The sequence below is a fragment of the Halomonas urumqiensis genome, from assembly GCF_003028575.1.
GTDB classification, from domain to species: Bacteria; Pseudomonadota; Gammaproteobacteria; order Pseudomonadales; family Halomonadaceae; genus Halomonas; species Halomonas urumqiensis.
Genome location: NZ_PYUD01000013.1, coordinates 12,845 through 30,309 on the forward strand (window position 1 = coordinate 12,845; position 17,465 = coordinate 30,309).

Annotated in this window: 19 protein-coding genes; 9 read left to right on the forward strand and 10 right to left on the reverse strand. The window is 62.0% G+C overall.

The window, feature by feature from the left end:
• The first annotated feature begins 66 nt into the window (after positions 1–66).
• A complete protein-coding gene (locus C6V82_RS17635; RefSeq protein WP_102588390.1) occupies positions 67–594 on the forward strand; it encodes a preprotein translocase subunit YajC in 528 nt (175 codons plus the stop codon).
• 40 nt (positions 595–634) lie between these two features.
• Here the strand turns inward: C6V82_RS17635 and slyA are convergent, their stop codons facing one another.
• Positions 635–1,099, reverse strand: coding sequence for a transcriptional regulator SlyA (gene slyA, locus C6V82_RS17640; RefSeq protein WP_102588391.1), 465 nt, complete (start codon positions 1,097–1,099; stop codon positions 635–637).
• Positions 1,100–1,162: 63 nt separating this feature from the next.
• On the reverse strand, positions 1,163–2,443 hold the full coding sequence (locus C6V82_RS17645) for a DUF5924 family protein (protein WP_102588392.1): 1,281 nt from the start codon (positions 2,441–2,443) through the stop codon (positions 1,163–1,165).
• Positions 2,444–2,709: 266 nt separating this feature from the next.
• On the opposite strand from C6V82_RS17645, the gene fadB reads away from it, so the two are divergent.
• A complete protein-coding gene (gene fadB / locus C6V82_RS17650; protein WP_102588393.1) occupies positions 2,710–4,896 on the forward strand; it encodes a fatty acid oxidation complex subunit alpha FadB in 2,187 nt (728 codons plus the stop codon).
• Between the two features lie 27 nt (positions 4,897–4,923).
• Positions 4,924–6,102: an acetyl-CoA C-acyltransferase FadA gene (gene fadA, locus C6V82_RS17655; RefSeq protein ID WP_102588394.1), complete on the forward strand. Its 1,179-nt coding sequence runs from the start codon at positions 4,924–4,926 to the stop codon at positions 6,100–6,102.
• 93 nt (positions 6,103–6,195) lie between these two features.
• Here fadA and C6V82_RS17660 read toward each other — a convergent pair whose 3' ends face one another.
• Entirely contained in the window at positions 6,196–7,233 is a 1,038-nt protein-coding gene (locus C6V82_RS17660; protein WP_102588395.1) for a TAXI family TRAP transporter solute-binding subunit, read from the reverse strand.
• 347 nt (positions 7,234–7,580) lie between these two features.
• Entirely contained in the window at positions 7,581–8,042 is a 462-nt protein-coding gene (locus C6V82_RS17665) for a flavodoxin family protein (RefSeq protein WP_102588396.1), read from the reverse strand.
• A 75-nt stretch (positions 8,043–8,117) separates the two neighbouring features.
• On the opposite strand from C6V82_RS17665, the gene C6V82_RS17670 reads away from it, so the two are divergent.
• The gene (locus C6V82_RS17670; protein ID WP_102588397.1) at positions 8,118–8,594 is read left to right on the forward strand and encodes a YbhB/YbcL family Raf kinase inhibitor-like protein; all 477 of its coding nucleotides are present in this window, start codon (positions 8,118–8,120) and stop codon (positions 8,592–8,594) included.
• A 140-nt stretch (positions 8,595–8,734) separates the two neighbouring features.
• Positions 8,735–9,268, forward strand: coding sequence for a lactoylglutathione lyase (gene gloA, locus C6V82_RS17675; protein ID WP_102588398.1), 534 nt, complete (start codon positions 8,735–8,737; stop codon positions 9,266–9,268).
• Between the two features lie 29 nt (positions 9,269–9,297).
• Here the strand turns inward: gloA and C6V82_RS17680 are convergent, their stop codons facing one another.
• Together C6V82_RS17680 and C6V82_RS17685 are read right to left on the reverse strand one after the other, a co-directional pair.
• Positions 9,298–10,065, reverse strand: a complete 768-nt coding sequence (locus C6V82_RS17680) for a class I SAM-dependent methyltransferase (RefSeq protein WP_219724513.1) — start codon at positions 10,063–10,065, stop codon at positions 9,298–9,300.
• A gap of 20 nt (positions 10,066–10,085) precedes the next feature.
• Complete coding sequence (locus C6V82_RS17685; RefSeq protein WP_102588400.1) at positions 10,086–10,976, reverse strand: LysR family transcriptional regulator; 891 nt, start codon at positions 10,974–10,976, stop codon at positions 10,086–10,088.
• A 192-nt stretch (positions 10,977–11,168) separates the two neighbouring features.
• Between C6V82_RS17685 and C6V82_RS17690 the strand changes: the two genes are divergently transcribed.
• Both C6V82_RS17690 and C6V82_RS17695 read left to right on the forward strand, forming a co-directional pair.
• Positions 11,169–12,050: a HalD/BesD family halogenase gene (locus C6V82_RS17690; protein ID WP_102588401.1), complete on the forward strand. Its 882-nt coding sequence runs from the start codon at positions 11,169–11,171 to the stop codon at positions 12,048–12,050.
• Positions 12,051–12,113: 63 nt separating this feature from the next.
• Positions 12,114–13,397 (forward strand): M24 family metallopeptidase, encoded by a 1,284-nt coding sequence (locus tag C6V82_RS17695; RefSeq protein WP_102588402.1) that lies wholly within the window; start codon positions 12,114–12,116, stop codon positions 13,395–13,397.
• A 44-nt stretch (positions 13,398–13,441) separates the two neighbouring features.
• Here C6V82_RS17695 and C6V82_RS17700 read toward each other — a convergent pair whose 3' ends face one another.
• Positions 13,442–13,759 carry a CcdB family protein gene (locus C6V82_RS17700; protein ID WP_102588403.1) on the reverse strand — a complete coding sequence of 106 codons (318 nt, stop codon included), beginning with the start codon at positions 13,757–13,759 and terminating at the stop codon, positions 13,442–13,444.
• Positions 13,759–14,004, reverse strand: a complete 246-nt coding sequence (locus C6V82_RS17705; protein WP_102588404.1) for a type II toxin-antitoxin system CcdA family antitoxin — start codon at positions 14,002–14,004, stop codon at positions 13,759–13,761. Before C6V82_RS17705 ends, C6V82_RS17700 begins: the two co-directional genes overlap by 1 nt.
• Positions 14,005–14,209: 205 nt before the next feature.
• Here C6V82_RS17705 and C6V82_RS17710 point away from each other — a divergent pair, with 205 nt between their 5' ends.
• Positions 14,210–15,175, forward strand: a complete 966-nt coding sequence (locus tag C6V82_RS17710) for a zinc-binding metallopeptidase family protein (protein ID WP_102588405.1) — start codon at positions 14,210–14,212, stop codon at positions 15,173–15,175.
• Positions 15,176–15,216: 41 nt separating this feature from the next.
• Here the strand turns inward: C6V82_RS17710 and C6V82_RS17715 are convergent, their stop codons facing one another.
• Both C6V82_RS17715 and C6V82_RS17720 read right to left on the reverse strand, forming a co-directional pair.
• A complete protein-coding gene (locus C6V82_RS17715) occupies positions 15,217–15,816 on the reverse strand; it encodes an inorganic diphosphatase (protein WP_102588406.1) in 600 nt (199 codons plus the stop codon).
• 176 nt (positions 15,817–15,992) lie between these two features.
• Positions 15,993–16,538 carry a PadR family transcriptional regulator gene (locus C6V82_RS17720; protein WP_102588407.1) on the reverse strand — a complete coding sequence of 182 codons (546 nt, stop codon included), beginning with the start codon at positions 16,536–16,538 and terminating at the stop codon, positions 15,993–15,995.
• Between the two features lie 123 nt (positions 16,539–16,661).
• Between C6V82_RS17720 and C6V82_RS17725 the strand changes: the two genes are divergently transcribed.
• On the forward strand, positions 16,662–17,033 hold the full coding sequence (locus C6V82_RS17725; protein ID WP_102588408.1) for a DUF2306 domain-containing protein: 372 nt from the start codon (positions 16,662–16,664) through the stop codon (positions 17,031–17,033).
• Positions 17,034–17,465 lie beyond the last annotated feature (432 nt).

The window sequence follows — 17,465 nt, forward strand, 5'->3', positions numbered from 1 at the left end:
GCATCAAGAATCACGCAACCTTTGCCCAACGATTTCAGGTGGACCGAACATCAACGGAGAGACGACATGACCTGGCTGATCATCCTATTCGGCATAATGCTGGTGATTTCACCGGTGATGTGGCTCAAGCCAAGCCCAAGGCAACGGCGTGTGGTCGGGCTGCGTAACCAGGCGATGAAGGCCGGGGTAGTCGTCAAGCTGGAGAAGCCGCCGCTGCATGACATAAAGACCGCGATGCCGGTCTACCGGTGGCGCTACCCTCAGCATCGCCCTGGGCCGGATTTCATGCTGGTGCGCGACGACCATGCAAGCCAGGCGTTGAAACCGCTGTCCCACGGTTGGCGCTGGCGCAAGGAACCGTTGCGACCCTTGCCGGATGCCGAAGAGGCGCGGCTCAAGGCGTTGCTGTCACGCTTGCCCCTGGATGCGCTGGTGGTGGAGTCTGGCGCCTACACGCTGGCGATGTGGTGGTGGGAGTCGCAGGATTTCGCTCGCTTCTCGACCTATATCGGGGAGTTCGAAGCGATACGCGACGGGCTGGCTGGGCGCCCCGACCAGCCCATGCCGACATCATTGGGCGACCGTCAGGAGTAGCGGCAAACGACGAGTGGTGAGGTTGTTTGTCGCGTCTGCTTCATGACTGCGCCGTGGCTGCGCCGGCCTCGGCATCCCTGGCTTGCAGCGCCAAGCCATTGTTTTCGATGCGCGTCAGTAATTCGGCCAGCTGATCGACATCCGCATCGCTCAGGCCGTCGAGCATCTCGGCACGCGCGACCGTCACCACGGCATCGATCTTCTCGAGCAGGGGAGCGGCCTTGTGGGTCAGGAACACACGCTTGGTGCGACGGTCCTGGTCACACGGCTGGCGTTCGATAAGTCCCTGGCTTGCCAACTGGTCGAGGGTGCGCACCAGCGAGGGTGCTTCCACGCCGATGGCGCGGGCCAGTTCGCACTGGGGCTGGCCATCGCCGAGCCGCCACAGCGTGTAGAGTGTGATCCAGCGGGTCTGGGTAAGCCCAAGGGGCGCCAGGCGCTCATCGATGACGGCTCGCCAAAGGCGCGGTACGCGGGTGAGCTGTAGGCCAATATTTTGATTCATGAGACTCGGGTTCCGATGGCTTCACTGAATTGTCGGGAGCCATCGCGTGGAATGCAAGCCGGCTTATGATTCACTTTGTTCCCTATCTTCCGGCGTGGCGGCATCACCCGGCGCCACTGGCGTGTCGACTTCGCCTTCCGTCTCGCTTTCGCTCTGGCCATCCTGGTCATCACTGGCGGGAATAAAGCGCCGCCAGTCGAGCCCGGGAAGTCCACCCGGCGAGCGGACTTGGCCATCGGCATGAGTGGCCTGGTCGCCTTCGCCGACCTCGAAGCGCAGTACACCAATTCGCTGTCCGCTGTCGGTCATCACATCGATGCGCCAGGTGCCTTGCGATGCTTCGGGGAAATTCAGCTTGTGGCTCCAGGCCCGGTACCCGGCATCGCGACCGCCTTCGATGATCAAAGGGATACGATCGACCTCCTCTCCTTCATGTCGCCAGACGTGGAAGATCTCTTCGCGCAGCCCTCGTGGCGCACGAATTGCCGTATAGGCGTAGAGCCCCTGTGAGGTGAGTGCCCCTGGGGTCAGTACCTGGTTGCCGCGCGGTTCGCGCGCGGCGGTGTCGAAATCCGGTGACAGGGCGGTGCCGTTGATCCAAAGGTTGGCCGGCGGTACCCAGGTTCGACCCAGCCAGGCTATGCCAGCCAGGCAGGGCAGCAGGGTAATGATGATCAACCAGCGGCGAGGGGTTTTCTCGCCCAACAGGTGAAGCAGGCTTGGGAGGCTGAATACCACCATGGCGAGCAGGGCAAGTTTCAGGCTCTGGCCGGTGGTCAGGTGGAACATGATCGGCAGCGTTACCAGCACTACCAGGAACACGCACTGGGCATGGAAAGCGAAGTATAGCCAGCGCAGCCGGCCGGCCAGCTTGTAGTAGAGCGGGTCGAGGATCGAGAACACCGCCATGGCCGCAAGCAGCAGGGTGAAAAGTGCTTGGCCGCTACTCCACACTGTGGTGGCAAGCAAGAATGGCAGGCAGAAGAACAGGGTCTCCTGATGGATCATCTGGGCGATGAACATCGTCACACCACGGGGCAGGGCGGGATAGCCGCGGCGCACAAGCAGCCGGCCGATCACGCTTTCCGAGAGCAGCAATACCCAGGCCAGCAACATGCCCAGTGCCAACAGCGCCCCCAGCCACTGCTGACGTTCGACCAGGAAGAAGCTGCCGAGACCTGCCGCGAAGGCCACGGGTGGCCACAACCAGCTCCATGGGCGTACCCGCTCCACCATCGATTCGACACGCCGCTGCAGGCTCGACAGTATCGGCGTGGAGGGGGGCGCTTGGCAGGAGCCGGATTGTGGGGGCGTGGCTGCTGTTGTCCTGCGTCGAACGGGCATGGTGCGTGTCTAACCTGAGAGTGGAGGGAACGCTCTGTGGGGGTGGCGGCTCAGAGGGTAAGCACCCGTTGATCGGCCTGATGACCGCCAATGTTCTGGTTGGCCCACCATAGCAGTATGTCGGTGTCCTGAAGGAGTCGCCGCATGGCGACGATAGGTGTGGGGTTATCCCGCATCGAGCATCACCATTGAGGGGCTTGACGTCAGCGAAACTGTGACCCAAGCTGTAGGCATTCAAACGACCGTATGAAATCGGAGATTGACGGATGATCTATCAAGGCAATGCCATCACGGTGGCGCGTGGTCTGAGGGATGGGGGCGGCGACATCGCCACGCTCACCTTTGACCTGAAGGACGAGTCCATCAACAAGCTCTCCAGCGCCGTGGTTGCGGAGCTTGGTGAGGCCGTCAAAGCCATTGAAGCTGAGAGCGGCCTCAATGGGTTGGTGATCGCAAGCGCCAAGGATGTGTTCATCGTCGGCGCCGATATCACGGAATTCCATGGCATGTTCTCCAAGGGAGAAGGGCAGATCGCCGAGATGCTCGAGCACGTGCATGCGATCTTCAATGCCATCGAGGACCTGCCATTTCCCACCGTTACCGCCATCAATGGCCTGGCGCTGGGGGGCGGCTGCGAAGTCACCTTGACGACCGATTTCCGCGTGATGAGCGATTCGGCGAAACTCGGCCTGCCAGAGACCAAGCTGGGCATCCTGCCGGGTTGGGGCGGTTGCGTGCGTCTTTCGCGCCTGATCGGTGCCGATAATGCCATCGAGTGGATCGCCGGCGGCAGCGACAACCGCGCCAGCGCGGCCCTGAAGGTCGGTGCCGTGGATGCGGTGGTGCCCAACGACCAGCTCGAAGCCGCCGCGTTCGATATCCTGGCCCGCGCCAACGCCGGCGACCTGGATTACCAGGCGCGCCGCGCCGAGAAGACCGGACCGCTCAAGCTCAACCCCATCGAACAGATGATGGCCTTCGAGACCGCCAAGGGTTATGTGGCTGGCAAGGCCGGGCCGCACTACCCGGCCCCAGTCGAAGCCATCAAGGTCATCCAGAAAGGCGCCGGCGAGTCGCGGGCCCGCGCCCAGGCCATCGAGGCCAAGGCATTCGCCAAGCTGGCGCTGAGCGATGTGGCTTTCCACCTGGTTGGGCTTTTCATGAGCGACCAGGTGGTCAAGAAGAAGGGTGGCCAGTACGAAAAGCAGGCACGCCCGATCAAGCAGGCCGCCGTGCTGGGTGCCGGTATCATGGGCGGTGGTATCGCCTACCAGAGCGCCTCCAAGGGCACTCCGATCCTGATGAAGGACATCAAGGACGACGCTCTGGCGCTGGGGCTCAAGGAAGCTCGCAAGCTGTTCGCCAAGCAGGCCGAGCGCGGCAAGCTGTCCACCGAGCAGATGGCCGAGAAGCTCGCCAACATTCGCCCGACTCTCTCCTATGGTGATTTCGGCCACGTCGACCTGGTGGTCGAGGCGGTGGTCGAGAATCCCAAGGTCAAGGGTGCGGTGCTCAGCGAAGTGGAAGGCCTGGTGGGTGAGGACACCATCTTGACGTCCAACACCTCGACCATCTCCATCGATCGCCTGGCCGAGAACCTCACGCGGCCCGAGAACTTCTGTGGCATGCACTTCTTCAATCCGGTGCACCGCATGCCTCTGGTCGAGGTGATTCGCGGCGAGAAGACCAGCGACGCCGCCGTGGCGGCCACCGTGGCCTATGCCCGCGCCATGGGCAAGACACCCATCGTGGTCAACGACTGCCCGGGCTTTCTGGTCAATCGCGTGCTGTTCCCCTATTTCGGCGGCTTCAGTCAATTGGTCGAGCAGGGCGCCGACTTCCAGCATGTCGACCGCGTGATGGAGAAGTTTGGCTGGCCGATGGGCCCCGCCTACCTGCTGGATGTGGTGGGCATGGATACCGCGGTTCACGCCGGCGAAGTGATGGCCGAAGGTTTCCCCGAGCGCATGGGCGGCATGGGTGGCGGTGGCACCAAAAGCGCCATTCAGGTGATGTTCGAGAACGAGCGTCTCGGCCAGAAGAACGCCAAGGGCTTCTACGCCTACGAGGAGGATCGCAAGGGCAAGCCGAAGAAGGTACGGGATGAGGCGGCCATCGAGCTGGTCAAGGGCGTGGCCACGTCACACAAGACGTTTACCGACGAGCAGATTGTCGCGCGCATGATGGTGCCGCTGTGCCTGGAAACAGTGCGTTGCCTGGAAGACGGTATTGTCGCCACCCCGGCCGAGGCCGATATGGCATTGATCTACGGCATTGGCTTCCCGCCATTCCGTGGCGGTGCGCTGCGCTACATCGATGCCATGGGCGTGGCGGCATTCGTCGAACTGGCCGCAGGGCTTGCCGAGGAACTGGGCCCGCTGTATGCCCCCACCGACAAGCTGCGCCAGATGGCCGAGGCCGGCGAGCGTTTTTACCCCGCCGCCCAGCACTGAACCCACCACGCACAGGAGTAGTGAAAGATGAGTTTGAATCCGAGAGATATCGTGGTGGTCGATGGTGTGCGTACCGCCATGGCCAAGGCCAAGAATGGCGCCTTCCGCCACGTGCGTGCCGAGAACCTGTCGGCCGCCACCATGCAGGCGCTGTTCGACCGCAACCCGGGCCTGGACCCTGCGGAAGTCGACGACGTGATCTGGGGCTGTGTGAATCAGACCCTCGAGCAGGCTATGAACATCGCCCGTAACGCGGCGATCATGACCGGCATTCCGCGCAGTGTGCCGGCGCAGACGGTCAATCGCCTGTGTGGCTCGTCGATGACCGCGCTGCATATCGCCGCCGCCAACATCAAGGCGGGCATGGGCGATGTCTACGTGATCGGCGGGGTCGAGCACATGGAACACGTGTCGATGACCCATGGCGTCGACATCAACCCGGCGGCCAGTAAGTACGCCGCCAAGGCCGCCATGATGATGGGCCTGACCGCTGAGCTTCTCGGCAAGATGCATGGCATCACCCGTGAGGACCAGGACAAGTTCGGTGTGCGCTCTCACCAGCGCGCCCAGGCCGCTATGGAAAATGGCTACTTCGACAACGAAGTCATCGGGGTGGAAGGGCACGACGAACGCGGCTTCCGGGTGCTGGTCAATCGTGACGAAGTGATACGCGGTGACGCCAGCCTCGAGAAGATGGCCGAGCTCAAGCCGGTGTTCGACCCACGCAGTGGCACCGTGACCGCCGGCACCTCTTCGGCTTTGTCCGTTGGTGCCTCGGCCATGGCGGTGATGAGTTATGAGCGCGCCCAGGCGCTGGGCCTCGAACCGATCGCCCGTGTGCTCTCCACCGGCGTGGCGGGCTGCGATGCCTCGATCATGGGCTATGGTCCGGTGCCGGCCTCCAAGAAGGCCCTCAAGGTCGCCGGCCTGACGGCGGATGACATCGAGACGGTAGAGCTCAACGAGGCCTTTGCCGCCCAGGGGCTGCCGGTACTCAAGGACCTCGGCCTGCTGGATGCCATGGACGACAAGGTCAACCTCAACGGCGGTGCCATTGCGCTGGGGCACCCGCTGGGTTGCTCGGGGTCGCGTATCTGCACCACGCTTCTCAACGTCATGCAGCAGCGCGACACCACATTGGGCCTCGCCACCATGTGCATTGGCATGGGGCAGGGCGTGGCGACCGTGTTCGAGCGCCTGAAGTGACCCATTAATTGATGTGAATCGCGCTCTGCTCCATGTGATCACTCACACCAACGGCACCCACAAGGGTGCCGTTGGTGTTTCCGCAAGCCTGTGTTATTCGCGATCAATCGCCGCGGGCTCTTCCGGCATGACCTCGTCAGGCATGGCCTGTCCGGACAGCTCTTCGCTGACGCCAGGTTGCTCATCCATCCAGCCCTGCTCGCGGTAGTAGCGTAGTGCCCCTTCATGCAACGGGGCGGTCAGGCCATCGCGAATCATCGATGCGCTGGTCAGGGTGTCGAAGGCCGGATGCGAGGCCTTGAAGCGGGTGAAGTTATCGAACACGCCGGCCACCAGGCGGTACACAACATCAGGGTCGGTCTGCGCCGAGGCCACCAGGGTCGCCCTGACGCCGAAGGTCTGCACGGCCGGTTGCTCCTCTCCATACAATCCGCCCGGGATGACGGCATGGGAAAAGAAGGGGTAGACCTGGATCAGGGCATCGATGGCCTCGCCCTGAACGTCCACCAGTGCAGCGTTGCACAGGCGAATGGCTTGGGCCACAGAGGCATTCGGGTGTCCCACTGTGTACACCATCGCATCGATATTGCCATGGCAAAGCTCGATTGACTGCTGGTCGGCCGGCAGGTCGTTGACCATGCGAAAGCTGCTGCGGCTCCAGCCACGCGCATCCATCAGGCGCAGCATGGTGCCGCGCTGCCCTGAGCCGGGGTTGCCGATATTCACCGAGCGTTGCACCAGATCATCCAGGCCCTGGATGCCGGAATCCCGACTCACCACCAGCGTGAACGGCTCGCTATGCAAGGAGAAGACCGAGCGCAGCGAGTCGTCCGAGCCGTGGTCGCGAAATCCTTCGCTACCTGTTGCGGCGTAGTAGTGCAGGTCCGACTGAGCCAGAGCCATATCAATATTGCCTTCGCGCAAGGCGTGGAGGTTGGCGCTGGAGCCATCGCTTGGCTCGGCCTCGCAGGGCAAGTCGATGACCCGACAGATCGCTTTACCGGCGACATGGTAGACCCCGGCGGTACTCGCCGTGGCGATGGTCAGTGTCTGCTGGGCGACACTCGCATGCGCGGTCAGCAGCAACAGGACCCCCAGTCCCATTGCCAGGCTTCCAGTAGTGGGTTTCATCGCTCACCTCATGTCGTGTAGGTGTCGGCAGAAGTGAGCCGGTGCGGTGGCGGATCTTCACCTCTGATCGAGACGCTGGTGGTTGTGCTTTTCTATTATTTGTCAGCCAACCGCTTGCCGACGTTGATGCATGGGAGGTGCCTTAATGAGCCTGAACGAATTCAGGTGATTCTCATTTAATGAGATCTTTTGCATACAGTTTTTATGCATGCCCTTGAGGTATAGCAGGCAATCAGCGGGCATCAAGCCTTATCGGCAGGTGACGTCCGCCACATCTTGAAATAATCACGCGGCGGGATATGGCATGGTCGTTCGGGGGAAGGTGTCTGGTGTGATAAACAAGGCGTTTAGAGCACGCCTGCATCGAGCCCCGCCGCCAGGGTCAGCGCCAGCTCCTCGACCTGATCGACAAAGCCTTCCTGCCATTCGCCACGCAGGGTCACGGGTTCCTGGGCCCACTTCCAGCGCAGGCCACTGACAATGCTCTCCACCGCCCGACGGGTGCCGGTGCCATCGTGCCCCGCGCGGATATACAGCGCACAGGGGAGTCCTTGCTTCTCCTCCAGCACTGGATAGTAGCTGCGGTCGAAAAAATCCTTCAGGGCACCGCTCATGTAGCCGAGGTTTTCGGTGGTGCCGAGCAGGATGCCGTCGCACGCCAGCACGTCCTCCGGGCCCGCCTCCAGCGGTGGTTTGGCCACTACCTCCACGTCGTCGATATCGGGATGCCGAGCGCCGCGTTCCGCTGCTTCGCGAAGCCGGGTGGTGTTCGGCGATGGGGAGTGGGCGACGATCAGCAGGCGTTTCATGTTTGACACTCCATACGCTTTTACCGACGCTGTTCAGGTATATTCCAACTGACTGACCTGCAAGGAGGTTAACCGATGGCCTTTGCACTATCGAGCATGCAGTTGACGAGTAGCGCGTTCACCGCCAATGGCGCGATTCCCACCCGCCATACCGGGGCCAGAGATGATCTGTCGCCGCCGCTTACCTGGCAGGATGCACCCAAGGGAACCAAGAGCTTTGCCGTGATCTGCCATGATCCTGATGCCCCGCTCGTGCAGAATGGCATATACGGCTTCGTGCACTGGGTGCTGTACAACTTGCCGGCCTCGACTACCGCGCTTGATGAGAACGCCCGCGTTGGCACACGTGGCAAGAATGATTTCGGCAAGCTCGGCTACGGCGGCCCGATGCCACCGGAAGGCCATGGCCTGCACCAGTACTATTTCTGGGTACTGGCGCTGGACAAGGCCACCGGGCTGCCCGAAGGCCTCAAGCTGCGCGACCTGTTGACCCAGGTAGAACCTCACCTGCTCGGCATGAACCGGTTGGTGGGCACCTATCAGCGCGGTTGATACCGGCTTCATCACACCGACACTTTGACGCAATGACTCCGCACGCTCAGGTGAACTGGGCGTGCGGAATTGGTTTTGCGGAATTTGTTGTGCGCCAAGGCAAGACCAACGTTCGTTGATAAGTTGATAAGGAGAAATGGATGAGCTTCAAGGGCGAGCAACATCCTGGGGTCAAGACACCCACAGCACACACCGACGGATTTCGACTCAACCACACCATGCTGCGTGTCAAGGACCCGGAGGTGGCGCTGGCGTTCTATACCCGGGTGTTCGGCATGCGGGTGCTGCGTCGACTGGACTTCGAGGAGATGCGGTTTTCGCTGTACTTCCTGGGCCACCCCGAAACGGATGAGCAGGTGCCTGACGACCAAGGCGAGCGCACCGCCTGGACCTTCGGCCAGCTCGGCCTGCTCGAACTGACCCACAACTGGGGCACCGAGGACAAGGCCGACTTTGCCTATCACGATGGCAATGCCGAGCCCCAGGGCTTTGGTCACATCTGCTTTTCGGTGCCTGATCTCGAGGCCGCCGAGGCGTGGTTCGATGCCAATCAGGTCGAGTTCATCAAGCGCTCCGATCAGGGCAAGATGAAGAATGTGGTGTTCGTGAAGGATGTGGATGGTTACTGGATCGAGGTGGTGCAGGCCGACCTGATGGCCGCGCCTGGCGACTGAGCCAAGCGTCGGACAACACCGCCAGCTGGCTACAGCGTCGCCTTGAACCTCAGGCGCACGTAATCCGCTGTCCAGTTGCCATGGCTATCGCACAGGTTGGGGGCTAGCCAGGCGATGGCGTCATCGAGGATCGCCTCGCGGAGTGCGTCATCGAGCCCGTGCAGGAAGGGGTTGGCGAACGTCGCAAGCCAGCCGGCCATGCCGGTGGGAAGTGGTGTGGGGCGGGGGATCAGCTCGATCCTCTCGACCCGGAATCCGGCGGCCATCAGCAGTGCGCGGTAGTCCTCGGCGGTGGGAAAGTACCAGGGGTAGCGCCCCATGCCGCTGATGCCGCGCTGGTGCAGGGCGGCGAGCAGGGCGGTGCAGATTGCCGCGACATTGCCATGTCCGCCGAACTCGGCCACGAAGCGTCCGCCAGGGGCAAGCGATCGCCTGACGCCCGCGATCACCGCTTCGGGCTTGAGCATCCAGTGCAGCGCGGCATTGCTGAATACCGCATCGAACTCGTGCTCGAAGGGCAGGTGATGGGCGTCGACCACCGAGGCGTCGAGCCCCCGGGCCCGCGCGGCGTCCACCATGTCCTCGGAGGCATCCACTCCCAGCACGCTGGCGCCGGCCTTCTCGAGTTCCTCGGTCAGGGTGCCGTTACCACACCCCAGGTCGAGAATGCGTTCGCCGGCGCGCGGTGCCAGCAGGCGCATCACGTCGCCACCCAATGCGGGTACGAAATCCGCGTGGTGGGCGTAACCGCTGGCGTTCCATTGTTGGCCGGGGGCACGGCTGCGTTCGTTGGTCATGGCCATCTCCTTGGGGAGTATCAGGGTGCCTGCCAGGCAATATCAGGACAACTCGATCCTACACTCGCAGTATCGGTGACAACGCCTTCCAGTGCTTGGCAGAACGCTTCGAGCGCCGCGCTGGTATGGCCGGGCCGGCGGTGCAGTTCGATCTCGACCTGGCCAAGCGTCGGCAATCCTTCCTCTTCGCCGACGACTCGACAGCCTTCAGGCACGCTGCGTGGCGTCTTTACCGTCACCGCCAGGCCCGCCTGCACCGGCAGGTTGATCCCGGTAGGGGATTGGCTGACATAGCGCAGCTCCCATTGGCGAGCCTGACGCCCCAGTGCCGACAGCGCATGGGCACGAAAGATACAGCCCTCTGGATTCAGCGCGAGTGGCAGGGTCTGCCACTCGACAGGGAAGTGATCCTCGGCCACCACCCAGACCATCGGTTCCCAGCCGAGCAGGTGACCCGATTGGGTAGGAGCGTGGCGAATCGACAGCACCACGTCCAGCAGCCCCTCCTGGAATGCCTTAACGAGTTGGGCGCTGATGTCGCAGATCACCTCCAGGCGGGTGTCCGGAAACGCCTCGGCATGGCGTGGCAGAAGGGCGGGCAGGTAGGCGCTGGCCTGTTCTTCCGAGGTGCCGAAGCGAATCAGCTCACCGCGTGGCAGTTCGCCCAGGGCCGCGCGGGCCTCATCCTGAAGCTTGAGCATGTGCCGTGCATAGGGCAGCAGTTTCTCCCCCGGCGCGGTGAGCAGTACGCTCCGGCTGGTGCGCTCGAACAGTGACTTGCCCATCTGGTCTTCGAGGCGTTTGATCTGCAGGCTGACTGCCGATTGGGTTCGATGCAGCACCTTGCCGGCGGCGCTGAAGCCCTGGCATTCGGCTACGGTGACGAAGGCGCGTAGCAGGTCGGTGTCCATGGTTCATGCACCCTTGAAATGATCCGAAAAGCGTTCGATTGACCAGGACCATGGGGGTATCCATGAGGGCTGATCAATGATGCTTTGAAATGGGTTGTATCTTAAGCATTCATTTTCATTATTAAACTGGCCTGACTATTCTGTCCAGGAACACGCATGACATGCCAATCCAAACGACAGGAGTGACCCGCAATGCCTGTTCTGGCCGAGAATACCGCCCCCCATTCCCTGCGTGGCCTGATCGACCTTTCCCGCTATCCCCTTGATGACCTCAGTGGTGACACTGGCCGCCAGTTGATCGACAACTGCCGTAGCCAGCTCGAGGAAGATGGCTGCGTGGTATTGAAGAACTTCGTGCCCGAGGAGGCGCTGGCAAGGCTCGAACGCGAGGCCGAACGGCTCTCGCCGGAGGCGCACTACAACGAGACCGAGACCAATCCCTACAACAGCGATGGCGACCCGGCGCTTCCTTCGAGTCACCCGGTGAATCGCTTCGATGATCGTACCAACGGCTTCGTCGCCGGCGATCGTATCGGGCCGGATACCATCATCCGCCAGATCTACCAGAACCCTGATTTCCAGCACTTCGTCGCCGAGGTAGTGGGCATGGACGAAATTCACCAGTATGCCGACCCTTTGGCCGACCTGGTGGTCAACGTGCTGCGTGAAGGCTGCCAGCACCCCTGGCATTACGATACTAACGAGTTCATCGTCACCATGATGACCCGCCAGTCCCACGGGGGCGGGCGTTTCGAGTACGCGCCCGGCATCCGTAGCCCCGAGGGAGAGAACTATGCCGAGGTAGAGAATGTCATCGACGGTGATCGTTCACGCCTCAAGACCCTCGATCTGCAGCCAGGCGACCTCCAGGTGTTCTTCGGACGCTACTCACTACACCGCGTGACCCCGGTGACAGGCGACCGTGAACGCCACACGGTGATCTTCGCCTATGCCAAGCAGCCCGGCTTCATCGGTCGCCCCGAGCGCGCCAAGCGCATCTTCGGGCGCATGGCACCGATCCACGAACAACTGCTGAAGGACGGCATGCAGCGCAGCGACAGCCTCGCTGACTAAGCGCCATCAGTGCTGTGACACGCGCATTGCCCCCCTTTTCGAATCCGCAATAAAAGGCACCCCATGAGCATTGTCGAGTCCGAGAAGCTCACCGACAACGAACCGGACAGCATCCCGGTGATTCCCTCCGCCCCGGTAGGCAATGGCGACAGCATTCCCACCGCCTTCGACCCCAAGCAGCTGCGCGCCGGGCGCCTCGAAAGACTGCGCGCCATGATGGCCGAGCAGGGTTATGCCGCGCTGGTCCTGTTCGATCCCAACAACCAGCGCTACGCCACCGGCTCGCGCAACATGTTCGGCTACTTCCTGCGCAACTCCACGCGTTATATCTACGTGCCGCTGGAAGGCCCGATCATCCTGTTCGAATACCCGGGTAGCGCTCATATTTCCACCTGGCTCGAGACCATCGACGAATCACGCACCTCCAAGGTGGTGTGGTCGGCGGTGAACCAGCGCGACAATCTTTCCAGCGACCCCTTCGGCGTGGAGATCGCCGAACTGATCGAGGAGCATGGTCGCGGCAACCGCAAGGTTGGGCTGGATCGCTGCGCGTTGAATCTTGCCCGCTCATTGGAAGCTCAAGGGCTCGAGGTGTTCGACTGCATGCAGGACACCCTGCACTGTCGGCGCATCAAGACTCCGCAAGAGATCGCCTGCCTGGCGCAATCCATGGCCGCAAGCGAAGCGGCGGTAGCCGAGGTGGAGGCGGCCATCAAGCCTGGGGTCACCGAGAATGAGCTGTTCGCAATCCTGTATGGCGAGGTGATCCGCCAAGGTGGCGAATTCATCGAGACTCGGCTGCTCAATTCCGGCCCGCGCACCAACCCCTGGTTCCATGAAGCCAGCGACCGGGTGATTCGCCCAGGTGAACTGGTGGCGCTGGACACCGATACCATTGGCTGTCATGGCTATTACTCGGACTTCTCGCGCACCTTCCATGTCGGCCCTGGCAAGCCCAGTGCCTACCAGCGCGAGCTGTACCGCATGGCCTATGACCAGGTGCAGCACAACATGGGGCTGCTGCGGCCCGGCATCAGTTACCGGGAACTGGCCGAGACCGCCTGGAAGATTCCCGAACGCTTCCTGGACCGCCGCTATCCCTCGATCATCCATGGCGTGGGCATGCACGGCGAAACGCCACTGGTCGCCCACCATATGGATTTCGACCGGTTTTCCAAGGATGGCGTGCTCGAGCCCGGCATGGTGGTCTCGGTGGAGAGCTACATTGGCGAGGTCGGTGCCGCCGACGGCGTGAAGCTGGAAGAAGAAGTGCTGATCACCGATTCCGGCGTCGAGAAGCTTTCCCGCTACCCGTTCAATGATGCACTGCTGGGCCGCGAGTTCTAGGGCACCTTATGCCCTGACCGTTCCGTCCAGTGCCGCCGGGAGACTCAGAACCCACTGATGACAAGGTCCAGTGCCCCGACGATCTGGCCTCTGAAGTGGGCAAGGGATCCGATCGGGTGGTTGAGGTGTCTGGCGGGAATCGAGGAAATTTGCGGGGTTAACAGCAACAGTGCCTGTCCCTCCAACTCGATTTGGGGGGTCAGTCCCTGGATGGGCTGACCGCCAAAGTCGGAGTGCTTGCACAACGGTATGACAAGGCGTGTCGCAAGGTCGCTCAGAATGTCGCTTTGAACGTCTACCAGGTAGGGATAGAGCGCTTTACTGGCTTTGCTTGGGTTCGAGTAAACATCGAACTGAGCCATCAAAACTCCCGGAACTCATCTCCAAAGCACCCATGCTGCTCAACGAATTCGTTGTAGCGTGCGATGGCGGTTCGGTTTTCTTCGACCCACCGCGCAGACTCTCGATTGACGAGTTCTTCTTGCAGGGCATGCTCGAGCGTTGCCGAAAGGTTGATGTTCAATGCTCGGGATTTCGCAAGCAAGTCACTGTTGATTGAGAGGTTTGCTGCCCGTTTAGGGGCAGTGAGGTCGTAGCGTGCATGCATGATGGCCTCCACGGAAGTAGTGACTGACTTTCTCGAATCGTATGCGCATGAACATGCGCATTCAAGTATGCCTGTCAAGAAGTGTCACGAAGGTGGATGGATGATGAGTTGACCCATCTCGGGGTGAAGAGGACGATGAACTGGACACTTTATGGTGTCCAAGGCTTGATGCCCGTGCCTTGTCGTCATCTGGAGACCCAGCCACATGCGTGTCTTTTCCAACCCGGTAGGTTCCGGCTCCCTCTGGTTCGACAACCTGGCCACCGCAAGCGGTACCCCGGTTGCCTACGACCCCCAGGCCAGGGCGTTTTTGCCCATGCCGCCGTTCTGTGTCAACCGGGAGGTGATTGGCTGCAACTGGATCGCCCCTGAACAAGGCGCCTTCTGTCGCTCCTGCGCGATGACGGCGCTGGCCCCGGACCCCTCGATACCGGACGCCATCCCCAACTGGGCGCAGACCGAAGCCGCCAAGCGCTGGGTGCTGGACAATCTCGGACGCTGGCACTGGTTCCGGCCTGAGGATCCCGGCGCCCCCCCGGTGTTCCATATGTTGGCCGAAGGGCCGACACCGGTGCCCATGGGGCATGCCGAGGGGGTAGTGACGATCAGCGTGGCCGAGGTCGACCCCGTGCTGGTCGCCACCCGTCGCAAGGCGCTGGATGAACCCTACCGCACCATGATTGGCCATATGCGCCACGAGATCGCGCATATGCTGTGGTGGCGGCTCAGCCTGCGCGATGATTTCCTCGACGCTTTCCGCGAGATGTTCGGTGACGAGCGCGCCGATTATCCCGCCGCCCTGCAGCGCCATTATCAGGAGGGTCCGCCACCCGACTGGACGCTGCGTTTCCTGACCACCTATGCCTCGGCGCATCCCCACGAAGACTGGGCGGAGACTGCGGCACACCTGCTGCACTTGACTGATATCGCCGACAGTTTCGTCGCCTCCGGCCTGCTCTCCCAGCAACAGCCCGCGCCTGGCTGGGATCCCTACGCGGAACCCGACCCCGACCGGCTGATCCATGTCTCGGCCTCCATTGCTACGGGGGTCAATCATGTCAACCGCTCCATGGGGCTTTCCGATCTTTACCCCTTCGTGCTGTCGGACACCGCACGCCGCAAGCTTGCCTTCGTGCACGACTGGCTACGGCGTGGGGCGCAGGGGCTTTAGCAACTCCTTGTCTTCTCGACGTCTCTTGTCCCGAGAGTTCGTTACTGCCGGGCGTTGGCGTAGGCTGTCAGCGCCTCGGCCAGGATCTCGCGCGCCTCCGCCGCATCGCCGAAACCGTTGAGTTCGATATTCCCGCCGTCCGGTAGATCCTTGTAGACGCGGAAGAAGGCGTTCAGGCGCTCGCGTTCCATGCTCGGCAGGTCGTCCATTTCGTCGATCTCGGCATAGGTGGGGTCGACGTCGTCGGCAGGCACCGCGATGATCTTGTCGTCGGCTTCACCGTCATCGACCATGCGCAACACGCCGATCGCCTTCACCTTGATGACCGCGCCGGGGTAGACGGCGTCGCGGGTGATCACCAGGGCATCGAGCGGGTCGCCATCGCCCCCGGCGGAGCCGGTAATCGAACCGTAGTTGGCCGGATAGCGCACGGGCATCGATACATAGCGGTCGACGATCAACTGGCCATGCTCGGCATCGATCTCGTACTTGGTGAAACTTCCGGCGGGGATCTCGTTGACGACGTGGAAGCTCGCCGGCGCATCGTCGGTCTGGGGGTAATCGAAGACGTTCTGGGCCTGGGCGGCAGCTCCCGTCATCAGGCCAACGGCAAGCAGGGGCAGGGCAGTGAGTTTCAGCATCGATCGTTTCGCTCTTGTGGTGGGTGTCGGACACTTACCACCATGATTCTGTCTGCCTACCATGAAACCGCGATGACAGTGTATGCGCGTCCCAGCATGACTTACCCAATGTCCCTGAATTCAACCTCTATCATGTGAATTTCCGAGCCGTGCCTACATCAGGCCCTGGACTCGACTCAGTCCACATGCCTTTCTCGATCTTCCTCCAGCACCTCCTCGATCCAGCCAAGCCAGGTTTTTGTCAGCCGCTTGCCGAGCCGTAGCGTGTGCCAGGGGGCGCGTTCGGCGGGAGTGAGGGAAGCGGGGTCGGCGAACCACTGTTTTTCGATAGTGGCGTAGACCACCAGGCGCTTGGCGAGCTGCGCTTGAAGGGCGGTGAGTTCGTCTCGACGGGCGTCGGCGGGCCATTGCTCCCAGGCGAAGAACTTGGCGAACAGCGGCTGGCGCACGGGGCTTGCGGTGAGCGGTTCGGCCAGCCACTCATCCAGCGCGCGATGGCCTGCGTCCGTCAGGTGGTAGACCTTGCGGTCGGGCCGTTCGCTCTGGGGCATGGTTTCGCATGCCAGTAACCCGTCGCCGCGCATGCGATCCAGCTCCCGGTAGAGCTGCTGATGGCTGGCCTGCCAGACGTGGGCCAGGCCAGCCTTGAAACGCTGCAGGATGTCGTAGCCGGAGCCCGGTTCGCGCTGCAGGGTGATCAATAGTACGGCGCGCAAGGACATGCTCATTCACCTGTCGATATGGCTCGTCGTTATGCACATGGTTGCATAATAGAGTTGTGCCAGCTAGCCTTATGCAACAAGTTGCATTTGATTGGCTATCTTTGTAACGACGGGGAGGTCCACATGGCATTCACGCTGCATATCAACGCATCACTCCTGGCGCTCGGACTTGGTGTGATCATTCTGCTGATGCGCAAGGGCACTTGGCCGCACCGCGCAATGGGTCTGATCTGGGTCACGGCCATGGCAATGTCGGCGTTGAGTTCGTTCTGGTTAGGGGGTGGGGTATTGCCACTGTTGGGGCATCTGGGGCCTATTCACCTGCTCTCGTTATGGGTGCTGGTGGCATTGGCCGTGGCGGTGCGCGCGATCCTTCAGGGCAAGGTGCGCCGACACCGTGAATGGATGCGCGGTGCCTATATCGGGCTGGTGGCGGCGTTCGCCGGCACCCTGGTGCCAGGGCGTTGGATGGCCACCCAGTTGGGTATTTGGTGATCGCGGAACCCGTCAATGGTGTCCGCTAGAGCAATGCCGCGCTGGCTCAAGCGTCGATGAAGGTCGCGGGGGGGTTGTGGGGCACCGTAGTGGCCGCAGGCATTCAGGGAGCGGCGTGCCTGGCGGGCCTCACGTCAACACCGTCACGAGCGCTCGCCTGATGGATGATGGGATGGCTGGTGTGTGAGTCGAGTATAGCCACCCGCCACTCCGATCACCGAAATGAGGTCGGGCTGAAGCATCGGCTCGAGGAGCGTCGCGAAAGCGCAGCGTATATGGCGTCCATTCGCCCGGTCAGAAGAGCGTCAGAAGAACGTCAGCCCGACCTGGAACAGCCGTTCGACGTCACGCAGGCGGCGCTTGTCGATCACGAACAGGATGACGTGATCGCCGGACTCGACCATCACGTCGTCGTGGGCGATCAGCACCTCC